Origin of the sequence: Rhodopseudomonas palustris (assembly GCF_003226555.1) — a bacterium.
In the GTDB taxonomy this organism is placed as follows: domain Bacteria; phylum Pseudomonadota; class Alphaproteobacteria; order Rhizobiales; family Xanthobacteraceae; genus Rhodopseudomonas; species Rhodopseudomonas palustris_I.
Map to the genome: position 1 here is coordinate 1 of NZ_QKQS01000032.1, position 21,083 is coordinate 21,083.

A 21,083-nucleotide genomic window follows, 5' to 3' on the forward strand; every position below is an offset into this window, starting at 1 on the left:
CCCTCACCCCACCCCTCTCCCCGCACGCGGGGAGAGGGAGCAGGCCGAGCAGATGGCCACCTCCTCCGCACCCAAAAACATCTGCTGCGTCGGCGATGACGATCAGTCGATCTATGGCTGGCGCGGCGCCGAGGTCGACAACATCCTGCGCTTCGACCACGACTTCCCCGGCGCCAAGGTGATCCGGCTCGAGCGCAACTATCGCTCGACCGGCCACATCCTCGCCGCCGCCTCACACCTGATCGCGCACAATGAAGGCCGGCTCGGCAAGACGCTGCGGACCGAGGATGTCGACGGCGAGATGGTCACCGTCACCGGCGCCTGGGATTCGGAAGAAGAAGCTCGCGCCATCGGCGAAGAGATCGAACAGCTGCAGCGCCAGGGCCATGCGCTGAACGAGATCGCGATCCTGGTCCGCGCGTCGTTCCAGATGCGCGAATTCGAAGACCGCTTCGTCACCCTGGGCCTGCCCTACCGGGTGATCGGCGGTCCGCGGTTCTACGAGCGCGCCGAAATCCGCGACGCACTGGCGTATTTGCGGGTGATCAACTCGCCGGCCGACGACCTCGCCTTCGAGCGGATCGTCAACGTGCCGAAGCGCGGCCTCGGCGACGCCACCGTGCAGATGCTGCACGATCATGCCAGGAAGCGCCGCATGCCGCTGTTCGAGGCGGCCCGGATGGTGATCGACACCGACGAGCTGAAGCCGAAAGCGCGCGGCAGCCTGCGCGGCCTGATCGAGAACTTCGAACGCTGGCAGGTGCAGCGCGACGCCCTGCCCCACACCGAACTCGCCGAGATCGTGCTCGACGAGAGCGGCTACACCGAGATGTGGCAGAAGGATCGCTCCGCCGACGCCGCAGGCCGGCTGGAGAACCTGAAAGAACTCGTCCGCTCGATGGAGGAATTCGAGAACCTGCAAGGCTTCCTCGAGCACATCTCGCTGGTGATGGACCGCGACGGCGGCGCCGACGAAGACGCCGTCAGCGTGATGACGCTGCACTCCGCCAAGGGCCTGGAATTCGAGACCGTGTTCCTGCCCGGCTGGGAGGAAGGGCTGTTCCCGCATCAGCGCGCGCTCGACGAACAGGGCCGCGCCGGGCTGGAAGAAGAGCGCCGCCTCGCCCATGTCGGCATCACCCGCGCCCGCAAGCGCGCGAAGTTGTACTTCGCCACCAACCGCCGCATCCACGGCACCTGGAACACGACGATCCCGTCACGCTTCCTCGATGAACTACCAGCCGCCAATGTCGAGATCACCGAGTCGAAAGGCGGCTCCGGCTGGGGCGGCATGAGCGGCTACGGCCCGTCGCGGTTCGACAACGTCGAGTCGTTCGGCTCGAGCTATTCGACACCCGGCTGGCAGCGCGCCCAGGCCAATCGCGGCCGCAGCGGTGGCGGCAGCAACGGCGGTCGCAGCGGCGGCTTCAGTGAGAGTGGCTCGTCCTACTCCTCCGGCACCACCCGCCGCGCCCCCTTCACCATCGAGGGCGAACTGGTCGCCAAATCCACCGGCACCGAGTCGGACTTCTCCCTGAAAGACCGCGTCTTCCATCAGAAGTTCGGCTACGGTCACGTCACCAAGATCGACGGCAACAAGCTCACCATCGCGTTCGACAAGGCCGGCGAGAAGAAGGTGGTCGATAGTTTCGTGGAGCGGGTGTGATGGTGCACTACGTCGCCTTGATCCATCAGGACGCCGACGGCAGCTACAGCGTGTCGTTTCCCGACATTCCGGGCGTCGTCACCGCTGGCGAGACGATCGAAGAAGCCGAAGAGGAAGCCGCCGAGCTTCTCGCCTATGCGATGGAAGATTCAGATGGTGCGATCGCGCTGAATCCGCCGCGGTCGATCGACGAGCTGAACAATGACCCGGTCTTCGTCGCAGCGAGCAAAGACGCGATCTTGGCGTTGATCGAATTTGATGCCGAGGCAGACGCAGCCGAATAGCGGCCGGGCGTGAGCTATTTGAGGTGACCGAGAGGAAGAACGCGCTCGCTCCTTTGGCGAAGGAGATGTAGGCTGCGGCATTGCAGTTTAAATTAATTACCTGACGACCGCCCGATGCTCACCAGTAGCCGCGATGTCATCCGACGTCTCGAACGTGAAGGCTGGACTTGCGTCCGCGTCACTGGATCGCATCACGTTTTCAAGCATCCCGTGCGCCGGGACATCGTCACCGTGCCGCACCCCAAGAAGGACTTGGGAAAAGGCTTGGTCCGTGCCATCTATAAGGGCGCAGGCTGGGAGCCGGATTGAGGTCGGCCATGACCCACTACATCGCCATCATCGAAGACGCCGGGCCGGACGTGGCTGTCGGGGTGTGGTTTCCCGACCTGCCCGGCTGCGTCTCCGCGGGCGACAATCTCGACGAGGCGCTGCGCAATGCGCCCGAGGCGCTGGAGCTGTACCTCGCGCAGGTCGAGCAAGACGGCAAGCCGCAGCCCAAGCCGCGCTCGCTGACCGAACTGAAGGCCGATCCTGACGTCGCCGACGACATCCAGAACTACATCGTCGCGCTGATCGAAACACCAAGCCGCGCCCACGCGGCAGAGTGATCGCACCAACGTCTCCCCAGTCGCAGGATTGCGTCGTCGGCTTCGCCTCCTCGCAATGACGCGGTGAGGGGCGATGCCACGAAGCGACGCGGTGAGGTTCGGTGTCAGGAAGCCGTGACGCGAAATTTTCCCCGCCCCGGCCTGTTCGTGCTGTCGGTTGCGCCCGCGCTCGGCCGTCCTTATGTAAGCCGCCCGCGCCTCCCGGCTGCGTTTCGCCCTTTTTCCTGCGCCCCACGCTTCGCGAGCCCGCATGGCCCCGATTATTTCCGTCAAGAATCTGAGCAAGACCTACGGCACCGGGCGCAAGGCGCTGAACGGGGTCAGCCTCGACATCATGGGCGGCGAGATCTTCGCGCTGCTCGGGCCCAATGGTGCCGGCAAGACCACGCTGATCGGCACGATCTGCGGGCTGGTCAATCCGACCGGCGGCACGGTGACGGTCGACGGCCACGACATCATCACCGACTACCGCGCGGCGCGCGAGTTGATCGGGCTGGTGCCGCAGGAGCTGCACACCGACGCGTTCGAATCGGTGTGGGACACGGTGAGCTTCTCCCGCGGCCTGTTCGGCAGGCCGAAGAACCCGGCGCATATCGAAAAAGTGCTGCGCGACCTGTCGCTGTTCGACCGCAAGGACTCTAAGATCATCACGCTGTCGGGCGGCATGAAGCGCCGCGTGATGATCGCGAAAGCGCTCAGCCACGAGCCGCAGATCCTGTTTCTCGACGAGCCGACCGCCGGTGTCGACGTCGAACTGCGGAAGGGGATGTGGGAGGTGGTGCGCGCCCTGAAGGCGACCGGCGTCACCATCATCCTGACCACGCATTACATCGAGGAAGCCGAGGAGATGGCCGACCGCGTCGGCGTCATCAACCACGGCGAATTGATCCTGGTCGACCAGAAGTCGGCGCTGATGCAGAAGCTCGGCAAGAAGCAGCTCAAGCTGCATCTCGACACCCCGATCGACGCGGTGCCGCCGCAGCTCGCCGCCTACGACCTGGCGCTGTCCGACGACCGCCACAAGCTGATCTACACCTACGACACCCGCGCCGAACACACCGGCATCACCGCCCTGCTCGGCGACGTCCGCGCCGCCGGCATCCGCTTCCACGATCTCGACACCAGCCAGAGCTCGCTGGAAGAGATCTTCGTCAGCCTGGTGAGGACGTGAGCATGAACCTGCGGGCGATCCGCGCGATCTATCTGTTCGAAATGGCGCGGACCTGGCGGACGCTGATGCAGAGCATCGTGTCGCCGGTGCTGTCGACCTCGCTGTATTTCATCGTGTTCGGCGCCGCGATCGGCTCGCGGATCGACCAGGTCGAAGGCGTCAATTACGGCAGCTTCATCGTGCCCGGCCTGATCATGCTCAGCGTGCTGACGCAGAGCGTCGCCAACGCCTCGTTCGGCATCTATTTCCCGAAGTTCACCGGCACCATCTACGAGATCCTGTCGGCGCCGGTGTCGTTCCTGGAGATCGCGGTCGGTTATGTCGGCGCTGCGGCCAGCAAGTCGATCATCCTCGGCCTGATCATCCTGGCCACCGCCGGCCTGTTCGTGCCGCTGCACATTGCCCATCCGGTGTGGATGTTCGGCTTCCTGGTGCTGACCTCGGTGACGTTCAGCCTGCTCGGCTTCATCATCGGCATCTGGGCCGACGGCTTCGAGAAGCTGCAGGTGGTGCCGCTGCTGATCATCACGCCGCTCACCTTCCTCGGCGGTAGCTTCTATTCGATCTCGATGCTGCCCCCGCTCTGGCAGACCATCGCGCTGTTCAATCCGGTGGTTTATCTCGTCTCCGGCTTCCGCTGGAGCTTCTACGAGATCGCCGACGTCAATGTCGCCGTCAGCCTCGCCGCCACCTTCGGCTTCCTGCTCGTCTGCCTCGGGATCGTGTGGTGGATCTTCAAGACCGGCTATCGGCTGAAGGCCTGAGCGCGGCCGTTCCGCCTGAAACCATCGTTACAAACGAAAGGGCGCGGCCGACCGGCCGCGCCCCATTTGATCAGACCCGCTTGCCTCAGCGGCGGCGATAGCAGCGGAATTTGCCGCTGCGGGTGTAGTAGCCCTTGCAGCGATGGCCGCGGTGATAGCGATAGCGCGGGCCCTGGTTCGGAATGCCGAGCACACCGTTGACGGCACCGACCGCACCGCCGACGCCGGCGCCGATCGCGCCGCCCACCGCGCCGCCGATCGGACCGGCAGCGCGATTACCTTCCCGGGCACCCTGCTCGGCGCCGCGCACAATGCCCTGCGCATGGCCGGGGGTCGGAATCGTCAGCACCGCGAGCGCCAGAGCAGCCGCCGCGAACAGCGCTTTGAACAGGGGTTGGTCGGCGCGAACGGCGAACGCGTTGGCAGTGGTCTTCATCGATGTCCCTCCGGATTTGAAACGCCCGACAGAACGTCGGCCGCGAATTGTGCGACACGTTAACGCCGCACCCCGCCGCGGGTTCCCGTTTCGCCGAGATTCCGCCGCGTCGGTGTCTTGATGCTGCCGCTGGAGTCGCGGAAGCCATCTTAACGATGCCGAAGGTTTTGCCGTTGCGGTGCGGCGGCGACTGGAAACTGTCGCGGTCGCTATGCATATTACCTTCGGGCGGGCAAGGAAGTGGAAGGATCGGGCCAGGAGGCCGGCACCATGCGTTCGTATCTTGTATCTCTCACCGGCCTGATCCTGCTGGCGCTCTCCAGCGCCGCGCAGGCGAAAGTCGCCATCACCGTCGACAAGGACAATCAGCAGCTCTCGGTCGCGGTTGACGGCGTCGAGCGCTACCGGTGGCCGGTATCGACCGGCAATCCGTCGCACGAAACCCCGAACGGCAAATTCCAGACATTCAGAATGGAAGCCGACCATTATTCGAAGGAGTTCGACGACGCGCCGATGCCGCATTCGATCTTCTTCACCAAGCAGGGCCACGCCATCCATGGCACCACGTCGGAAGGCAAGCTCGGCGTGCCGGTGTCGCACGGCTGCGTGCGGCTGTCGCGCGAGAACGCCGCCACGCTGTACGCGCTGGTCGAGAAGGAAGGCGTGCTCAATACCACGGTGACGCTGACCGGCTCATCGCGGGTCGCGCTGGCGCGGCTGAAGACCAAGGCCGGCAGCGCCGTCGCTCGCGCCGAACCGGCGCCCGACCCGACTTACGATGCAGCCGGGGCTCCGGTCGAACTGGCGCCGAGCCAGCCACGCGTCGCAACTCCGCAGGTCGCCGACGACGGCTATATCTATCCGGCCGACGGCAGCTACGCCGACCGCCGCTACCCGGCCCCTCCCGGCTATCGCCGTCTGGCGCCACCGCAATACGGCTACGTCGAAAACGACTCCTACGCCCAGGATTACGCGCCGCGGCGCTATTACCAGCCGCGCGGCTATTACGACCGCGGCTATAGCGGCTACTCGGCCTACTGAACCGCGGCTCCGATTGTTCCGATTGCAACGCGCGGCCTCCCGGGCCGCGCGTTTTGTTTTGCCTAGTCCTCACCGTCGCGCAGCCGGCGCCACACGGCGCCGAGCACGTTGGAATAGTCGTCGGTCCACACCCGGTCGCCAGCGCGCGGCGCGGTCAGGGTCCAATCGTCGTTGCCGGCGAGCCGGCCGATGTCGGCGGCCTCGCGCGCCGAAATCACCACGGAGGTGGCGAAGATGTATTCGGCATCGCGCCCGGCATCCTGCGACGCCACCCAGCTCTTCAGCCCGTTGGCGTCGGCGATGCCGACCGCGACGCTCGCCAATTCGAGATGGCGGTTGGAGACGTGCATCAGCACCGCGCCCTGCGGCGCGAGCTTGGCCCTGTAGATCGCCATCGCCTCGCGGGTGGCGAGATGGATCGGGATCGCGTCAGACGAATAGGCGTCGACGATGATCAGGTCGTAGGTGCCGTCCGGCTCGTGCGCGAAAGTCAGCCGGGCGTCGCCGACCACCGGTTGCAGATCCGGGGCGCATGTGCTGACGAAGCGAAAATATTTCGGGTCGCGCGCGGTGTCGATCATCGACTGGTCGATCTCGAAGAACCGCCAGTGCTCGTCCGGTGCCGCCGCGCAGGTCAGCGTGCCGGAGCCGAGCCCGATCACGGCAGCGCGGATCGGGCCGCCCTTGCGCTCGCGGATCGCGGTGATTGCCTGCCCAATGCCACCGTCCTTGTAGTAGTACGAGATCGGCTCCGGCCGGCCGGTCACCGGCGTGCCGTCGTCGTTCATCACCCGCTCGGCGCCGTGGATCGTGGTGCCGTGCAGCAGCACATGGAAGCGGCCATCCGAGGTCACCTGGATCTTGTGCACGCCGAAGAAACTGCGCACGGTTTCGACCCGGCCATCATCGGCCGGATACAGCCGGATCAGCAGCAGCGCCAACGCGACGGTGGCGAGCAGCTTGGCCGGGCCGGCGCGCAGCACCAGTGCGATCACGGCGGCGAAGGCGGCGACGTCGCCGATCACCAGCACGCGGTTGGTCATGAACCAGTCGTGCAGCTTGCCGGTGGTGAAGGCGGAAGTGATCAGCACCACTGCCAGCGCGGCGATCAGCAGCCAGATCCGCAGCGACCATTGTGGGACGCGTTCCGGCATTTGCGGCCGGCACAACACCGCCAGCGCCAGCAGGATCGGATATTCTGCGATCCACGAAAACGTGTACGGCGCCAGCAGCCCCGCGAACAAGCCGCCGACCATGCCGCCGAATGAAAGCGCCACATAGAAGCCGGTGAGATACCGGGCCGGCGGCCGGGTCCGCGCCAACTCGCCATGGCAGGCCATCGCAATGATGAAGAAGCAGACCAGGTGCCCGCCCAGCGTCAGCAGCAGATTGTGCTCGGAGGCCGAATAGGCCAGCAGCACGATGATCACCGCGATCGCGACCGGCTGCAGCGCCAGCATCCATCTATGCGGCAGCAGCGGGCGCGACTGGAACACCAGCACCCAGGTGAGCAGGTACAGCGACAGCGGCAGCACCCACAGCAGCGGCGCCGCAGCGACGTCGGTGGAGATATGCGCGGTGACGGCGATCAGGAGCCCGGACGGCACCGCGGCGAGAAACACCCACCGCCCCACCGTCAGCCACGACGGCGACGGCGCGTCGGTGCCGTCGGCGATCAATTCGGCCGCCGCCGTAGCCGGCGCCCGTAGCAGCAGCACGCCGCAGCCGGCGATCAGCAGGATCAGCACACCGTAGCCGGCGGTCCAGACCAGGTTCTGCAGCCGCAGCGTCAACAGCGGCTCGAGCAGCACCGGATACGACAGTAGCGCCAGGAAGCTGCCGATGTTGGACGCGGCATAGAGGAAGTACGGATCGCGGCCGTCGGGATGACCGGTACGGACGAACCACGCCTGCAGCAGCGGATTGTTGGCGGCGAGCGCGAAAAACGGCAGGCCGATCGACACCGCAAACAGGCCGAGCAGCCACAGCTCATAGCCGCTCGACGGCGGCGTGCCCCAGCCGGTCGCGATTGCCAGCGGCAGCGTCAGCAGCGCGCAGACCAGCAGCAGGAGGTGGACGACGACCGGCACCCGGCGATCGGCAAACCGGCTCAGGCCGTGCGCATAGGCGTAGCCGGCGAGCAGCAGCGACTGGAAGAACACCATCGCCACCGACCATACCGCCGGCGAGCCGCCGAGCCGCGGCAGCACCATTTTGGTGAACAGCGGCTGCACCGAGAACAGCAGCAACGCACTGACGAAGATCGCGATGGTATAGACGATCAGGATCTGCCGGTTGCGCGCCGGGCTATTCCGGCTCGCGGCGGCGGACGACGGCTCGGTCATGGCGGCTCCTGCTGCGGCCCGCTACCGCGGACGCTCGACATCTTCGGTCATGGCAGTCGATTCCGGCCGGGCCGTGACGCGCCGCATCCTAGCGTCGCTCCATGAACGATGGCAAAACCAGCCACGCATCCATTTGTCACCCCCGGTCCGGGAAACTTCCGATGTCCGATCCCGACGTCCTGATCATCGGTGCCGGCCACAACGGCCTCACCTGTGCGGCCTATCTGGCGCGCGCCGGGCTGAAGGTGAAGGTGGTGGAGCGCCGCAGCGTGGTCGGCGGCGCTGCGGTGACGCAGGAGTTTCACCCCGGCTTCCGCAATTCGGTCGCGGCCTACACGGTCAGCCTGCTCAATCCGAAAGTGATCGCCGACCTCAAGCTGCACGAGCACGGCCTCAGAATCGTCGAGCGCAAGGCGCAGAACTTCCTGCCCGCGCCGGACGGCCAATATCTGCTCACCGGCAGCAACGTCACCGCCGCCTCGCTGGCGCGGCTCAGCCCGCATGATGCCGCGGCGTTCGGCGGCTTCGCGGCCGAGCTCGAAACCATCGCCGACGTGCTGCGGCATTTCGTACTGCGCGCGCCGCCGAATCTGGTGGCGCAGTTCGGCCTGCCGGCGATCCGCGAGAGCCTGAACGCGCTAGGAACGGCCAACCGGCTTCGCGCCATGACGATGGAGCAGCAGCGGCTGCTGCTGGATCTGTTCACCTGCTCGGCCGGCGAGATGCTCGACGCACGATTCGAGCACGATCTGGTCAAGTCGCTGTTCGGCTTCGACGCCATCGTCGGCAACTACGCCAGCCCATATGCGGCCGGCTCGGCCTACGTGATGCTGCATCACGCCTTCGGCGAGGTGAACGGCAAGAAGGGCGTGTGGGGCCACGCGATCGGCGGCATGGGCGCGATCACCCAGGCGATGGCCGCCGCCGCCCGCGCCGCCGGTGCCGAGATCGAGACCTCGGCCGGGGTGCGCGAGGTGCTGGTCGAGCAGGATCGCGTTGTCGGCGTCAGCCTCGACGATGGCCGCAGCGTGCGTGCCCGGTTCGTGGCGTCCAACGTCAATCCGAAGCTCTTGTACACCCGCCTGTTGCCGCAGGATGCCCTGCCCGACGACGTCCGCCGCCGGATGCAGCATTGGAAGACCGGCTCCGGCACCTTCCGGATGAACGTCGCGCTATCGCAATTGCCGTCGTTCACCGCACTGCCCGGCGACGGCGACCACCTCACCGCCGGCATCATCATCGCGCCCAGCCTAGGCTATATGGACCGCGCCTATCAGGACGCCCGCGCCCACGGCTGGAGCCGCGAGCCGGTGGTCGAGATGCTGATCCCCTCCACGCTCGACGACAGCCTGGCGCCGAGCGGACAGCATGTCGCCAGCCTGTTCTGCCAGCACGTCGCCCCGGACCTGCCGGACGGTGCCTCCTGGGACGATCATCGCGACGAGGTCGCGGACCTGATGATCGCCACCGTCGACCGCTACGCGCCCGGCTTCGCCGCCAGCGTGCTCGGCCGCCAGGTGCTGTCGCCGCTCGATCTCGAACGCGAGTTCGGCCTCGTCGGCGGCGACATCTTCCACGGCGCGCTCAGCCTGAACCAGCTGTTCTCGGCGCGCCCGCTACTCGGCCATGCCGACTATCGCGGCCCGCTGAAGGGCCTGTACCATTGCGGCAGCGGCGCCCACCCCGGCGGCGGCGTCACCGGCGCCCCCGGCCACAACGCCGCAGCCGCCATCCTCAACGACCACCGCAGCCTGTTCGCAAGCCGTGGGTAAGTCCGGGGATAAGCCTGTGGATAAGTTGTGGAAAACCTGTTGCCGACACCGGCTTTTGCGAGCCGTCGCTTAGCCGCGCAGGCAGCGCTTGGCTTCGGCGATCTGCGCCCAGCTGTAGCCGTTCTTGATTGCCCAGGCGATCGACTTGGCGCGGCCGTGTTCGTTGACGTAGTAGCGCACCGTGACGCAGTCGACGCCGGTCGGAATGGCCGGCTGCCCGGCCGGGAAAGCCACCGGCGTAACGCCGCCCTGCCCGTTGGCGAATGCCGCGGACGTGCCGACCGGTGCGACCAAGGCTGAAACGGCTACAATCGCGGACAGTCCCCGACGCCGGGTGGCGGTCGCAAATGAAACTTCGTTGGCCTTGATCATCACACCTCACGTTCGCTGTTTGGGATCGTCGCTGGCGGCGCCGTGATTCAGCTGCGGCCAAGCGCGCGAACGCATTGGCCAGAGATCAAGGCGACAATAGGACGCTCACAACCAAAACTTGAAACGCTGCCAGCCCTGTACTGGTTCCGCGTGCCACTGCGGGAAGGCAACTCCTGGACGCCCGACCGAAGTCACCGCCTGATGAGGCGACGCCAGCTATGCCCCGCCTTGCCGCCAGCGTGGCGGCCCGAAAGCCGGCCCAACGCCGCGGCCGCGATCCTCAACAACCGTCGCAGCTCGTTCGCAAACCGCGGATAAGGACCTGGATAAGCCTGTGGAGAAGCTGTGGAAATCTCTGCCTCAAGCTGTGCATAAGGCAGGCCAAACTGCCTTTAAATGCCGCGGCTTATGACGAGGAAACACTAAGCTCAGAAACGAAACGCCCCGCTCCTGAGTAGGAACGGGGCGTAATTCGAGACCGGACCTTTGCTCGGCGCGCTGCGAGCAGGCACCCGGCCCCACAGGTCCCCGAAGGGATGGCCATAAACATATAGCCGAAAGCGAATCCCTACAAGACGAGGAACCGCATCGCTTTCAAGCGCCGAGAGCGTGCTTCAGCCCACGTTCAATCCGCATCATGTCGATCGTCGTCAGCATTTCAGACGAATAGCGCGGAGGCGCACCATGCCGGCGAATCTGAACACGATCCAACCGGTCATGTGAGACGCTCATGACTGCGGAGCAGATCGCCCACGTGTTGACTGTCAAACACTCATACGTCGCCCCGTCGAAAGGGACATCGGCAGGTGTCGCATGACGGTCCGGATCGGTCGCCGAGAATGGGACCACGACACATCGCCCCGGCCTGCTCCCATGTCGATGATTGTAAGAGCGCGGAGATACCACCACGACCCGGCGAATTTTCTCCATCTCCGGTGGGACGCGGGCCATATCGTAGTCGCACATCAAGATCCGGCCGCGCTCGGGTACAAAATTGATTGTCAATCCAAGAACCTTCGATCGAAATAATTCGATTGCATCACAACGCAATTACAATTCAGCCTGTTCGGCTTTGAGTCAAACTATCCTCTCAGCTTCTGAATCAATCGGATTCACCTCTGTGCTTAACCGGTGGACAAGCTGTGTGTTTCCGGCGCAGAAGCGGTGGACGATCTGTTGATAAATCGCTTCAGCGGCGCTCCTTCGCCGCCAACCTTCGGACCCGCCATGACTGATCCCGCCCCCACCGTCCGCGCCAGCTTCGTGCTCGGCGACGAGGCCACCGCCCGCCGCGTCACCGACCTGCTCGGCGAGTGCTTCGACGAGGCCGAGATGGCGATCGCGGCGTTCGAGCGGCCGGACCGGAGCTGGGAGGTCGCGTTGCATTTCGGCGAGCAGCCGAACCTCGACCACATCCGCGAGCTGGTGGCGCAGGCCGCCGGTCCCGAGGCCGCACAGGCGATCAGCGTCGAAACCGTCGCCGCCAAGGACTGGGTCGCGGCGAGCCTGGAAGGGCTGGTGCCGGTTCCGGCCGGCCGCTTCGTGGTCCACGGCAGCCATGATCGCGACCGGGTGCCGGCCAACAAGCTCGGCATCGAGATCGAGGCGGCGCTCGCGTTCGGCACCGGCCATCACGGCACCACCCGCGGCTGCCTGACCCTGCTCGACCTGGTGCTGCGCGCCGGCCCGCCGCAGCGCGTGCTCGACCTCGGCACCGGCACCGGCGTGCTGGCAATCGCTGCTGCCAAGGCGCTGCGCCACACCGTGCTGGCCACCGACATCGACAAGCAGTCGGTTTTGGTCGCGCGCGAGAACGCGCGGCTCAACGGCGTCGGCAATCTGGTGCAGGCCGAATGGGCGACCGGCTTCGCCTCGCCGGTGTTCGCCGCCCACGCGCCGTTCGATCTGGTGCTGGCCAACATCCTCGCCAATCCGCTGCGCGCCTTGGCCCAGCCGATGAGCGAGCACCTGGCGCCGGGCGCGCTGGTGATCCTGTCCGGGCTGCTGCAGCCGCAGGCGCAAAGCGTGATCGCGGCGTACCGGGCGCGCGGCTGCGTGCTGCTCCGGCAGCTGGTGATCGAAGGCTGGAGCAGCCTGCTGCTGGTGAAGACGTTCTGAGCGGCTACGGGGCGGGCTTGTCGGGGAAGCGGCTATGAGCGTCGCCCTTCGGGGCGGCGCGCCTCGCCGCGGTCTCGACGAAGCGATCCAGGATGCGCACGATCACACCACGCGGCTGCTTCTGCTCGGGCTCGACGTTCGGGGGCGTACCACCCGGGCGGACCGGCGGAGAAATCTTCTCAAACGTGAAAGCAGGCATGGTGTATCACCTCGTTGTTGAGTTGAGACACTCCCGGGCTTGTCCCGGACGCGTTGTCAGAGCGTGTGCAGCGGGCGCTGCGAGCTCGCGCCCGTCTCTTGCGGGCTCGATAAATCAAGCATAACTCGTGCCATAAGCCCAGCTTTATGCATAGCGCGTGAGCAGCGCGCAACAGGTGGAGGAGCAGACCGTTATGTTCGAGTCGCATTTCCAGAGCTTCGAGGAGCCCGAAGGCGGCGTCGCACTCGCCGCGCGGCTGTCGGCGTTCCGCGAAGAACTGCTGCGGCGCAAGCTCACCGGATTTGCGATTCCCCGCGCAGATCAGCAACAAAACGAATATGTGCCGCCGTCCGAAGAGCGGCTGGCGTGGCTCACCGGCTTCACCGGATCGGCCGGTCTGGCCTACGTGCTGATCGATCGGGCCGCTTTGTTCGTCGACGGCCGCTACACCTTGCAGGCCGCCAAGCAGGTCGACGGCAACGCCTGGAGCATCGAGTCGCTGATCGAGCCGCCGCCGGAACGCTGGCTCGAGACCCATCTGAAAGCCGGCGATCGCCTCGGATTTGATCCATGGCTGCACACTTCTTCGGCAGTCGAGCGGATGCAGGCCGCCTGCGCCAAGGCCGGTGCCGAGCTGGTCGCGGTCGACGGCAATCCGGTCGATGCGGTGTGGAGCGAGCGCCCCGCCCCGCCGCTCGGCCCGGTCAGCGTCCACGGCGTGGAATTTGCCGGCGAGAGCGAGGCCAGCAAGCTCGGCCGCATCAACGACGAGCTCGCCCGGTTGAAGGCCGATGCGCTGGTGCTGTCGGACTCGCACGCGGTGGCCTGGACCTTCAACATCCGCGGCGCCGACGTCTCGCACACGCCGCTGCCGCTGTCCTACGCGCTGCTGCCGAAGGACGGCCGCCCCACCATCTTCATCGACGGCCGCAAGCTGTCGAACAGCGTGCGCGATCATCTCGAACAGACCGCCGAGGTCGCCGAGCCCGCGGCGCTGGCGCCGATGCTGCGCGAACTCGCCAAGGCCGGCGCCAGCATCGCGCTCGACAGCGTCACCGCGGCCGACGCGCTGACCCGGCTGATCAAGGAGGCCGGCGGCAAGCCGCTGCGCGGCGCCGATCCGGTGGCGCTGCTGAAGGCCGTGAAGAACGCTTCCGAGATCGACGGCACCCGCGCGGCGCATCGCCGCGACGCGGTGGCGCTGGCGCGCTTTCTCGCCTTCATCGACGCCGAGGCGCCGAACGAGACGCTGACCGAGATCGACGCGGTCGAGGCGCTGGAGACGTTCCGCCGCGACACCGGCGCGCTCAAGGACGTGTCGTTCCCGACCATCTCCGGCACCGGCCCGAATGGCGCGATCGTGCATTATCGCGTCACCCGCAAGAGCAACCGCCGGATCCAGCCCGGCGACCTGCTGCTGATCGATTCCGGCGCGCAGTATCAGGACGGCACCACCGACGTCACCCGCACCATCGCGGTCGGCGAACCAACGGCGGAGATGCGCGACCGCTTCACCCGGGTGCTGCGCGGCCACATCGCGATCGCCCGCGCGGTGTTTCCCGACGGCACCACCGGCGCGCAGCTTGACACGCTGGCGCGACAATTCCTGTGGCAGGCCGGGATCGATTTCGAACACGGCACCGGCCACGGCGTCGGCAGCTATCTGTCGGTGCACGAAGGCCCGGCGCGGATCTCCAAGCTCGGCACCACGCCACTGAAGCGCGGCATGATCCTGTCCAACGAGCCCGGCTACTACAAGGAAGGCGGCTTCGGCATCCGGATCGAGAACCTCGAACTGGTGGTGGAGAAAACCATCGACGGCGCCGAGAAGCCGATGAACGGCTTCGAGACCCTGACGCTGGCGCCGATCGACCGCCGCCTGATCGACGTCGCCATGCTGAGCCGCAAAGAACTGGCCTGGCTGAACGCCTACCACACCCGCGTCCGCGACCTGATCCGCCCCCAGCTCGACGGCCCGACCCAGGCCTGGCTCGACGCCGCGACAGCACCGCTGGCGCACTGACCTCTCCACGAGTCATTCCGGGGCGCGAGCGCCAAGCTCGCGAACCCGGAATCTGAAACGAGTACGGCCTGGAGCTGCGTCGCGCACGCTAAGCTCGAGATTCCGGGTTCGCCGCTGCGCGGCGCCCCGGAATGACAATCGAGAGTCTCTGCGCGCGCCCGGACGACCGGGTGCGCATAGCCTTATGCCGAAAAACCGCCTGTTAGCATCGCCCTGGCAGGCTACAGTTGTTTCATCAGCTCAAATCCTTCGCCACGGCAAGCCCGTCGGGAACCGCTCACGCATGCACGGAATCGTCGGCAGATACGCAACGATCGACGCCAGCCGGCGCGACGCGCCGCCGTCGAAGCTGCTGCTTCTGCTGCTGGTGCTGATGAACGGTGCGGCACCGATCGCGCTGTACATCTTCGTGCCGGCGCTGCCGGTGCTGGCGAGCGATTTTTCCAGCGACATCTCGGTCGCGCAGATGACGGTGTCGCTCTACATGGTCGGGCTGGCCTGCTCGCAGCTGATCATGGGGCCGTTGTCCGACCGGTTCGGCCGCCGCCCGGTGCTGCTCGGCGGGCTGGCGCTGATGGTCGCGGCCAGCATCGGCTGCATCTTCGCGCAGACGCTGCCGCAACTGATCGCCTTGCGCTTCCTGCAGGCGCTCGGCGGCGCCTCCGGCATGGTGATCAGCCGCGCCATCATCCGCGATCTCTACAGCCGCGACCGCGTCGGCGGCATGCTCAGCCTGGTGATCGCCGTGATGATGATCGCGCAGATGCTGAGCCCGCTGGCCGGCGGCGTGATCGAAACCGCGTTCGGCTGGCGCGCGATCTTCTACGCCGTCACCGCGGGGGCGATCGTCGTCGCCGCCGCGATCACGCTGGCGCTGCCGGAAACGAGCCGGCGCAGCAGCGCGCCCGCCGCGCAGCGCGGCGGCTTCCGCACCGACCTGCGCAGCCTGTTCGGCAGCCGCGCCTTCATCGGCTACGTGCTGTGCCAGGTGCTCGCCTCGGCGATCATCTTCATCTTCGCCGGCGGCGGCCCCTACGTCGTGGTGACGCAGATGGGCCGCAGCAGCGCCGAATACGGCGCCTGGTTCGCCAGCTCCGGCTTCGCGTATCTGATGGGCAATTTGTTCTGCGTGAAGTTCTCGCCGCGGCATTCGCTCGACCGGCTGATCTGGTTCGGCCTCGGCTTGCAGATCGCCGGCGCCGCGCTCAATCTGGCGTGGGGCGTCCTCGGCTGGAATCAGGTGCCCAGCTGGCTGTTCGGCACCCACATGATCATCATGTTCGGCAACGCCGCGGTGATGGCCAACGCCGCCGCCGGCGCGATCAGCATCCGCCCGCAGGCGGCCGGCACCGCCTCCGGTCTGATGGGCTTCACCCAATTCGGGTTCGGCTCGCTGTGTTCGCAGGCCGGCGCCTGGCTCGGCGGCCATTTCGCGACGCCGCTGCCGCTCAACATCGCGATCTTCGGAACCGCGCTCGCCTGCGCCTCGGCCATGATCTTCCTGGTGCCGCGCCGCAATCTGATCGCGACCGAAGAGATGATCGAACAGGCGGAAGAAGAGACGTTGGTGTAGAGCGACGCTCCTCCACCGTCATCCTCCGCGAAAGCGGAGGATCCCGTATCTAGAGCCTTACTGCCGCCCGCTACCCCTCCCCGAGTCATTCCGGGGCGCTCACGCCAGTGAGCGAACCCGGAATCTGACACCTGCACGACAGCAGAGATTCCGGGTTCGCGCTGCGCGCGCCCCGGAATGACTCGTGGAGGCGATGGCGGATCGCGTCAACGCTCTGGGATACTGGGTCGCCCGCATACGCGGGCGATGACGTCGGTTGACGCAGCAACGCCGTGAACTACCCGCCAATCAGCGCCAGCCACTCGTCTTCGTTCAGCACCGTGACGCCGAGGTCTTTCGCTTTGGTCAGCTTGGAGCCAGCATCCTCGCCGGCCACCACGTAGTCGGTCTTCTTCGATACCGAGCCGGCGACCTTGGCGCCGAGCCGCTCGGCGGTGGCCTTGGCCTCGTCGCGGGTGAATTTCGACAGCGATCCGGTAAACACCACGGTCTTGCCCGCGACCGCGGTGTCGCTTTTGGCCTTCTCGGCCGGCAGCACGTCGGTCAGCTCGGAGAGCAGCGCGTCCAGCGCCTTGATGTTGCGCTCTTCGGCGAAGAACTCGACCACCGCTTCGGCCACGACGTCGCCGATCCCGGCGATGTTGTCGAGGTCCTGATACGCCTCGGAGGCGTTGCCCTCCTCGGTCTGCGCGTCAGCAGCGGCACGCATCGCGGTGAGGAACGAATCCAGCGTGCCGTAATGCCGCGCCAGCAGCTTGGCGTTGCCCTCGCCGACGTGGCGAATGCCGAGCGCGAAGATCAGCCGGTGCAGTTCGATCGTGCGCCGCGCGTCGATCGCCGCGAACAGATTGCGCACCGAGGTCTCGCCATAGCCTTCGAGCTGCTCGAGCTTAAGATCCGCATTGCGCGCCTTCAGCGTGAAGATGTCGGCAGGCTCCTGCACCCAGCCGCGCTCGTGAAACAGCTCGATCTGCTTTTCGCCGAGCCCGTCGATATCGAAGGCGAGCCGCGACACGAAGTGCTTCAGCCGCTCCACCGCCTGCGCCGGGCAGATCAGCGCGCCGGTGCAACGCCACACCGCCTCGCCCTCTTCGCGCACGGCGTGGCTGCCGCACACCGGGCATTTGTGCGGGAAGTGATAGGGCTCGGCTGCAGCGGGGCGCTTGTCCATCACCACGCTGACGATCTGCGGGATCACATCGCCGGCGCGCTGCACCACCACGGTGTCGCCTTCGCGGATGTCGACGCCATCGCGGATCGGCTCGCCGTCGTTGCCGATGCCCTTGATGTAGTCCTCGTTGTGCAGCGTGGCGTTCTGCACCACCACGCCGCCGACCGTCACCGGTTGCAATCGCGCCACCGGCGTCATCGCGCCGGTTCGGCCGACCTGGATGTCGATCTTCTCCAGCACGGTGGTCGCCTGCTCGGCGGCGAATTTGTGCGCGATCGCCCAGCGCGGGCTACGCGACACGAAGCCGAGCCGTTCCTGATAGTCGAGCCGGTCGACCTTGTAGACCACGCCGTCGATGTCATACGGCAACGACGCGCGCTGTTCGCCGATCCGGCGATAGAACGCCAGCGCGTCCTCGACGCTGTGGCACAGCGTGATTTCGGGATTCACCACGAAGCCGGCGCGGTCGAGCCATTGCAGCATCTTGTGCTGGGTCGGCTCGTCCATCGGATAGTCGCTCATCAAGCCCCACGCATAGGCGAAGAACTTCAGCGGCCGCGACGCGGTGATGGCGACGTCCTTCTGCCGCAGCGAGCCGGCCGCCGAATTGCGCGGATTGGCGAACACGGTCTCGCCCGCCTCCTCCTGGCGCTTGTTGAGCGCAAGGAAGTCGTGCTTCAGCATATAGACTTCGCCGCGCAATTCGCAGGCGGCGGGGATGGCCTTGCCCTTCAGCGTGTTCGGCACGTCGGCGATGGTACGGACATTGGCGGTGACGTCCTCGCCGGTGAAGCCGTCACCGCGGGTCGCCGCGCGCACCAGCTCGCCGTGCTCGTAGCGCAGCGACAATGACAGGCCGTCGATCTTCGGCTCGGCGACGATCGCCGGCACGTCGTCGAGCTTGAGAAAGCGCTGCACCCGCTCGACGAACTCGGCGACTTCGTCGTCGGCGAACGCATTGCCGAGCGACAGCATCGGCACGACGTGCTGCACCTTGGCAAAGCCGCGCGCCGGCGCGGCGCCGACGGTCTGGCTCGGCGACGACGCGCTGACCAGCTCGGGAAACTTCTGCTCGATCGCCTCCAGCCGCCGCCGCAGCGCATCGTAGTCGGCATCCGAGATTTTCGGCGCGTCGTCCTGATAGTACGCCTTGTCGTGCCCCTCGATCGCAAGCCGCAATCGCATCGCCTCGACCTTGGCTTTCGCTCTGGTGAGCTTGGAGAGGTCGGGATCCACTGACTTAGACTTTGAGACCATCTGCTGACACTTGAGATTCCGGGTTCGCGAGCTCACGCTCGCGCCCCGGAATGACCTTGGGGAGAGGTGTTTAGCTTTACCGCGCGTCATTCCGGGGCGCTTGCGGCACGCAAGCGAACCCGGAATCTCGCCGCGGGCGGCGACTGCCGGTGGCCTATTATGTCTATCTGCTCGCCAGCCGCAAAGACGGAGCGCTGTATGTCGGCGTCACCAACGACCTCGTCCGCCGGGTCTATGAACATCGCACCAAAGCCGTGCCGGGTTTCACGTCGAAATACAACATCGCTAGGCTGGTGTGGTTCGAAATCCACGACGACCCGATCTCCGCGATCACCCGGGAGAAGGAGGTCAAGAAGTGGCGGCGGGCGTGGAAGGTGGCGTTGATCGAGCGGGAGAATTCGGGCTGGGACGATCTGTTCGAGACCATCGCGCGATAGGCTGAGGCCGGGTGCCCTGAACTTCGGGATTCCGGGTTCGCTCGCTTCGCGAGCGCCCCGGAATGACGGTATTCTTGGCAACACACCTCTCAACGAGTCATTCCGGGGCGCGAGCGTCGCTCGCGAACCCGGAATCTCGACCACTGGGAAGAGGTCCCTACCCCGCCGCCTTGATCAGCCGGTCGGCCGCCGCTCTCGCTTCGGCGGTGATTTCGGCGCCGGCGAGCATCCGCGCGATTTCTTCGCGGCGGTGTTCCTCGGCCAAAGCGGCGACGCGGGTGGCGACGCGTTTGCCTTTGTCCAGGGCGGCCTTCGAGATCAACAGGTGCTGGTCGGCGCGGGCGGCAACCTGGGGGGCGTGGGTGACGGCCATCACCTGGACCTTGGAGGCCAGCCGCGCCAGCCGCGCGCCGATCGCATCGGCCACCGCGCCGCCGACGCCGGTGTCGATCTCGTCGAACACGAGCGTCGGCGCCGAGCCCTTGTCGGACAGCACCACCTTCAGCGCCAGCAGGAAGCGCGACAGCTCGCCCCCCGACGCCACCTTCATCAGCGGGCCCGGCCGCGTGCCGGGATTGGTCTGCACCCAGAATTCGACGCGGTCGATGCCCTGCGGCCCCGGAGCGGCCGCGTCGGCCTCGACTTGGGTCATGAACTTGGCGCGTTCGAGCTTGAGCGGCGCGAGCTCGGCGCCGACCGCCTTGTTGAGCTTGTCGGCCGCCTTGGTGCGCGCCGCCGACAGCTTCGCCGCCGCCGCGTCGTAGCGGGCATCGGCCTCGGCCGCGTCTTTCTCCAGCACCACCAGCCGATCGGCTCCGGCGTCGATCAGCGCCACGTCGGCGACGTATTGGGCGGCGAGCGCGGCGAGCGAATCCACCGGGGTCGAGTATTTGCGGGCAGCGGCGCGCAGCGCGAACAGCCGCTCCTCGATCCGCTCCAGCTCCAAGGGATCGAAATCGGCCGCCGCCAGCGCCGCATTGAGCAGCTGGTCGGCCTCCTCCAGCGCATTGATGGCGGCGTCGATCGCCTTCACCGCCGGCTCGACCAGTTGCGGCGCGGAGCCGGCGCGGCGCTCCAGCCGGCGCACCGCGGCGGCGAGCGAAGCCACCGGCGAATGATGCCCGCCGACCGCCTCCTGCGCCTCGCGCAGATCAGCGGCGATCTTCTCGCCCTGCATCATGGTGGCGCGGCGCTCGGCCAGCGAGGTCTCCTCGCCGTCCTGCGGCGCCAGCTGCCTCAGCTCATCGGCGGCGTGGCGCAGATAGTCGGCCTCGCGCGCGGCGCGCTCCATCCCGGCGCGATGGGCATCGAGCGCGGCACGCGCGGTGCGGCGGCCGTCCCACAGCGTCTCCAGCGCGGCGACGTCCTTGTCGAGACCGGCGAAGGCATCGAGCAGCCGGCGATGGGTGGCCGCATCGACCAGCGCCCGCTCGTCGTGCTGGCCGTGAATCTCGACCAGCGTCGCGCCGACCGCTTTGAGGGTCTGCACGCTGACCGACTGGTCGTTGATGAAGGCGCGGGTGCGGCCGTCGGCGAGCTGGACGCGGCGCAGGATCAGCTCGCCGGATTCGTCGACCTCGCGATCGTCGAGGCCGTTGGCTTTGAGGATCGCGAACGCCGGATGGGTCTTGGCGACATCGAAGCTGGCGGTGACCTGGCCGTGCTCGGCGCCGTGGCGGACCAGCGCCGCATCGCCGCGGCCGCCGAGCGCCAGCGCAAAGGCATCGAGCAGGATCGATTTGCCGGCGCCGGTTTCGCCGGTCAGCACCGCAAGGCCACGGGAAAATTCGATGTCGAGCCGCTCGATCAACACGATATCGCGGATCGAAAGGCGCGCCAGCATGAG

At 66.7% G+C, this 21,083-nt stretch carries 19 protein-coding genes; 12 read left to right on the forward strand and 7 right to left on the reverse strand.

Annotated features, from left to right (window positions below; genetic code table 11):
• The 6 genes from DNX69_RS22720 to DNX69_RS22745 form a co-directional block, all read left to right on the forward strand.
• The coding region (locus tag DNX69_RS22720) for an ATP-dependent helicase (protein ID WP_165825313.1) at nucleotides 1–1,666 on the forward strand (1,666 nt) is incomplete at its 5' end.
• Nucleotides 1,666–1,950: a type II toxin-antitoxin system HicB family antitoxin gene (locus tag DNX69_RS22725; protein ID WP_110788288.1), complete on the forward strand. Its 285-nt coding sequence runs from the start codon at nucleotides 1,666–1,668 to the stop codon at nucleotides 1,948–1,950. The genes DNX69_RS22720 and DNX69_RS22725, both read left to right, overlap by 1 nt.
• A gap of 114 nt (nucleotides 1,951–2,064) precedes the next feature.
• Nucleotides 2,065–2,259, forward strand: a complete 195-nt coding sequence (locus tag DNX69_RS22730; RefSeq protein ID WP_110788289.1) for a type II toxin-antitoxin system HicA family toxin — start codon at nucleotides 2,065–2,067, stop codon at nucleotides 2,257–2,259.
• Between the two features lie 8 nt (nucleotides 2,260–2,267).
• Nucleotides 2,268–2,558 (forward strand): type II toxin-antitoxin system HicB family antitoxin, encoded by a 291-nt coding sequence (locus DNX69_RS22735; RefSeq protein ID WP_110788290.1) that lies wholly within the window; start codon nucleotides 2,268–2,270, stop codon nucleotides 2,556–2,558.
• A gap of 250 nt (nucleotides 2,559–2,808) precedes the next feature.
• Nucleotides 2,809–3,729, forward strand: a complete 921-nt coding sequence (locus DNX69_RS22740) for an ABC transporter ATP-binding protein (RefSeq protein WP_110788291.1) — start codon at nucleotides 2,809–2,811, stop codon at nucleotides 3,727–3,729.
• Between the two features lie 2 nt (nucleotides 3,730–3,731).
• Nucleotides 3,732–4,493, forward strand: a complete 762-nt coding sequence (locus tag DNX69_RS22745; RefSeq protein ID WP_110788292.1) for an ABC transporter permease — start codon at nucleotides 3,732–3,734, stop codon at nucleotides 4,491–4,493.
• 85 nt (nucleotides 4,494–4,578) lie between these two features.
• Here the strand turns inward: DNX69_RS22745 and DNX69_RS22750 are convergent, their stop codons facing one another.
• Nucleotides 4,579–4,929 (reverse strand): hypothetical protein, encoded by a 351-nt coding sequence (locus DNX69_RS22750; protein WP_110788293.1) that lies wholly within the window; start codon nucleotides 4,927–4,929, stop codon nucleotides 4,579–4,581.
• Nucleotides 4,930–5,199: 270 nt separating this feature from the next.
• On the opposite strand from DNX69_RS22750, the gene DNX69_RS22755 reads away from it, so the two are divergent.
• Nucleotides 5,200–5,970 carry a L,D-transpeptidase gene (locus tag DNX69_RS22755; protein ID WP_110788350.1) on the forward strand — a complete coding sequence of 257 codons (771 nt, stop codon included), beginning with the start codon at nucleotides 5,200–5,202 and terminating at the stop codon, nucleotides 5,968–5,970.
• Nucleotides 5,971–6,032: 62 nt separating this feature from the next.
• Here DNX69_RS22755 and DNX69_RS22760 read toward each other — a convergent pair whose 3' ends face one another.
• Nucleotides 6,033–8,315, reverse strand: coding sequence for a spermidine synthase (locus DNX69_RS22760; protein ID WP_110788294.1), 2,283 nt, complete (start codon nucleotides 8,313–8,315; stop codon nucleotides 6,033–6,035).
• Between the two features lie 161 nt (nucleotides 8,316–8,476).
• Here DNX69_RS22760 and DNX69_RS22765 point away from each other — a divergent pair, with 161 nt between their 5' ends.
• The gene (locus DNX69_RS22765) at nucleotides 8,477–10,087 is read left to right on the forward strand and encodes a phytoene desaturase family protein (protein WP_110788295.1); all 1,611 of its coding nucleotides are present in this window, start codon (nucleotides 8,477–8,479) and stop codon (nucleotides 10,085–10,087) included.
• Nucleotides 10,088–10,156: 69 nt separating this feature from the next.
• Here the strand turns inward: DNX69_RS22765 and DNX69_RS22770 are convergent, their stop codons facing one another.
• Both DNX69_RS22770 and DNX69_RS26925 read right to left on the reverse strand, forming a co-directional pair.
• A complete protein-coding gene (locus DNX69_RS22770) occupies nucleotides 10,157–10,459 on the reverse strand; it encodes a hypothetical protein (protein ID WP_110788296.1) in 303 nt (100 codons plus the stop codon).
• A gap of 594 nt (nucleotides 10,460–11,053) precedes the next feature.
• Nucleotides 11,054–11,509, reverse strand: a complete 456-nt coding sequence (locus tag DNX69_RS26925) for a type II toxin-antitoxin system PemK/MazF family toxin (protein ID WP_425327322.1) — start codon at nucleotides 11,507–11,509, stop codon at nucleotides 11,054–11,056.
• A gap of 177 nt (nucleotides 11,510–11,686) precedes the next feature.
• Between DNX69_RS26925 and DNX69_RS22780 the strand changes: the two genes are divergently transcribed.
• Complete coding sequence (locus DNX69_RS22780) at nucleotides 11,687–12,577, forward strand: 50S ribosomal protein L11 methyltransferase (protein ID WP_110788351.1); 891 nt, start codon at nucleotides 11,687–11,689, stop codon at nucleotides 12,575–12,577.
• Nucleotides 12,578–12,581: 4 nt separating this feature from the next.
• On the opposite strand, the gene DNX69_RS22785 is transcribed toward DNX69_RS22780, so the two are convergent.
• Nucleotides 12,582–12,776: a hypothetical protein gene (locus DNX69_RS22785; RefSeq protein ID WP_110788298.1), complete on the reverse strand. Its 195-nt coding sequence runs from the start codon at nucleotides 12,774–12,776 to the stop codon at nucleotides 12,582–12,584.
• A 193-nt stretch (nucleotides 12,777–12,969) separates the two neighbouring features.
• Here DNX69_RS22785 and DNX69_RS22790 point away from each other — a divergent pair, with 193 nt between their 5' ends.
• On the forward strand, nucleotides 12,970–14,799 hold the full coding sequence (locus DNX69_RS22790) for an aminopeptidase P family protein (RefSeq protein ID WP_110788299.1): 1,830 nt from the start codon (nucleotides 12,970–12,972) through the stop codon (nucleotides 14,797–14,799).
• 283 nt (nucleotides 14,800–15,082) lie between these two features.
• Nucleotides 15,083–16,372 (forward strand): multidrug effflux MFS transporter, encoded by a 1,290-nt coding sequence (locus tag DNX69_RS22795; protein WP_110788300.1) that lies wholly within the window; start codon nucleotides 15,083–15,085, stop codon nucleotides 16,370–16,372.
• A 277-nt stretch (nucleotides 16,373–16,649) separates the two neighbouring features.
• On the opposite strand, the gene ligA is transcribed toward DNX69_RS22795, so the two are convergent.
• Nucleotides 16,650–18,800, reverse strand: a complete 2,151-nt coding sequence (ligA, locus tag DNX69_RS22800) for an NAD-dependent DNA ligase LigA (protein ID WP_110788301.1) — start codon at nucleotides 18,798–18,800, stop codon at nucleotides 16,650–16,652.
• A 149-nt stretch (nucleotides 18,801–18,949) separates the two neighbouring features.
• On the opposite strand from ligA, the gene DNX69_RS22805 reads away from it, so the two are divergent.
• Nucleotides 18,950–19,237, forward strand: coding sequence for a GIY-YIG nuclease family protein (locus tag DNX69_RS22805; protein ID WP_110788302.1), 288 nt, complete (start codon nucleotides 18,950–18,952; stop codon nucleotides 19,235–19,237).
• 157 nt (nucleotides 19,238–19,394) lie between these two features.
• Here DNX69_RS22805 and recN read toward each other — a convergent pair whose 3' ends face one another.
• Nucleotides 19,395–21,080: a DNA repair protein RecN gene (gene recN, locus DNX69_RS22810; protein ID WP_110788303.1), complete on the reverse strand. Its 1,686-nt coding sequence runs from the start codon at nucleotides 21,078–21,080 to the stop codon at nucleotides 19,395–19,397.
• Nucleotides 21,081–21,083: the final 3 nt, after the last annotated feature.

Coding starts and splice junctions, on each gene's coding strand:
- DNX69_RS22795 (WP_110788300.1), top strand. CDS start 15,083: ATGCACGGAATCGTCGGCAGATACGCAACGATCGACGCCAGCCGGCGC.
- DNX69_RS22745 (WP_110788292.1), top strand. CDS start 3,732: ATGAACCTGCGGGCGATCCGCGCGATCTATCTGTTCGAAATGGCGCGG.
- DNX69_RS22760 (WP_110788294.1), bottom strand. CDS start 8,315: ATGACCGAGCCGTCGTCCGCCGCCGCGAGCCGGAATAGCCCGGCGCGC.
- ligA (WP_110788301.1), bottom strand. CDS start 18,800: ATGGTCTCAAAGTCTAAGTCAGTGGATCCCGACCTCTCCAAGCTCACC.
- DNX69_RS22735 (WP_110788290.1), top strand. CDS start 2,268: ATGACCCACTACATCGCCATCATCGAAGACGCCGGGCCGGACGTGGCT.
- DNX69_RS22740 (WP_110788291.1), top strand. CDS start 2,809: ATGGCCCCGATTATTTCCGTCAAGAATCTGAGCAAGACCTACGGCACC.
- DNX69_RS22755 (WP_110788350.1), top strand. CDS start 5,200: ATGCGTTCGTATCTTGTATCTCTCACCGGCCTGATCCTGCTGGCGCTC.
- DNX69_RS22730 (WP_110788289.1), top strand. CDS start 2,065: ATGCTCACCAGTAGCCGCGATGTCATCCGACGTCTCGAACGTGAAGGC.
- DNX69_RS22785 (WP_110788298.1), bottom strand. CDS start 12,776: ATGCCTGCTTTCACGTTTGAGAAGATTTCTCCGCCGGTCCGCCCGGGT.
- DNX69_RS22780 (WP_110788351.1), top strand. CDS start 11,687: ATGACTGATCCCGCCCCCACCGTCCGCGCCAGCTTCGTGCTCGGCGAC.
- recN (WP_110788303.1), bottom strand. CDS start 21,080: ATGCTGGCGCGCCTTTCGATCCGCGATATCGTGTTGATCGAGCGGCTC.
- DNX69_RS22770 (WP_110788296.1), bottom strand. CDS start 10,459: ATGATCAAGGCCAACGAAGTTTCATTTGCGACCGCCACCCGGCGTCGG.
- DNX69_RS22790 (WP_110788299.1), top strand. CDS start 12,970: ATGTTCGAGTCGCATTTCCAGAGCTTCGAGGAGCCCGAAGGCGGCGTC.
- DNX69_RS22725 (WP_110788288.1), top strand. CDS start 1,666: ATGGTGCACTACGTCGCCTTGATCCATCAGGACGCCGACGGCAGCTAC.
- DNX69_RS22750 (WP_110788293.1), bottom strand. CDS start 4,929: ATGAAGACCACTGCCAACGCGTTCGCCGTTCGCGCCGACCAACCCCTG.
- DNX69_RS22765 (WP_110788295.1), top strand. CDS start 8,477: ATGTCCGATCCCGACGTCCTGATCATCGGTGCCGGCCACAACGGCCTC.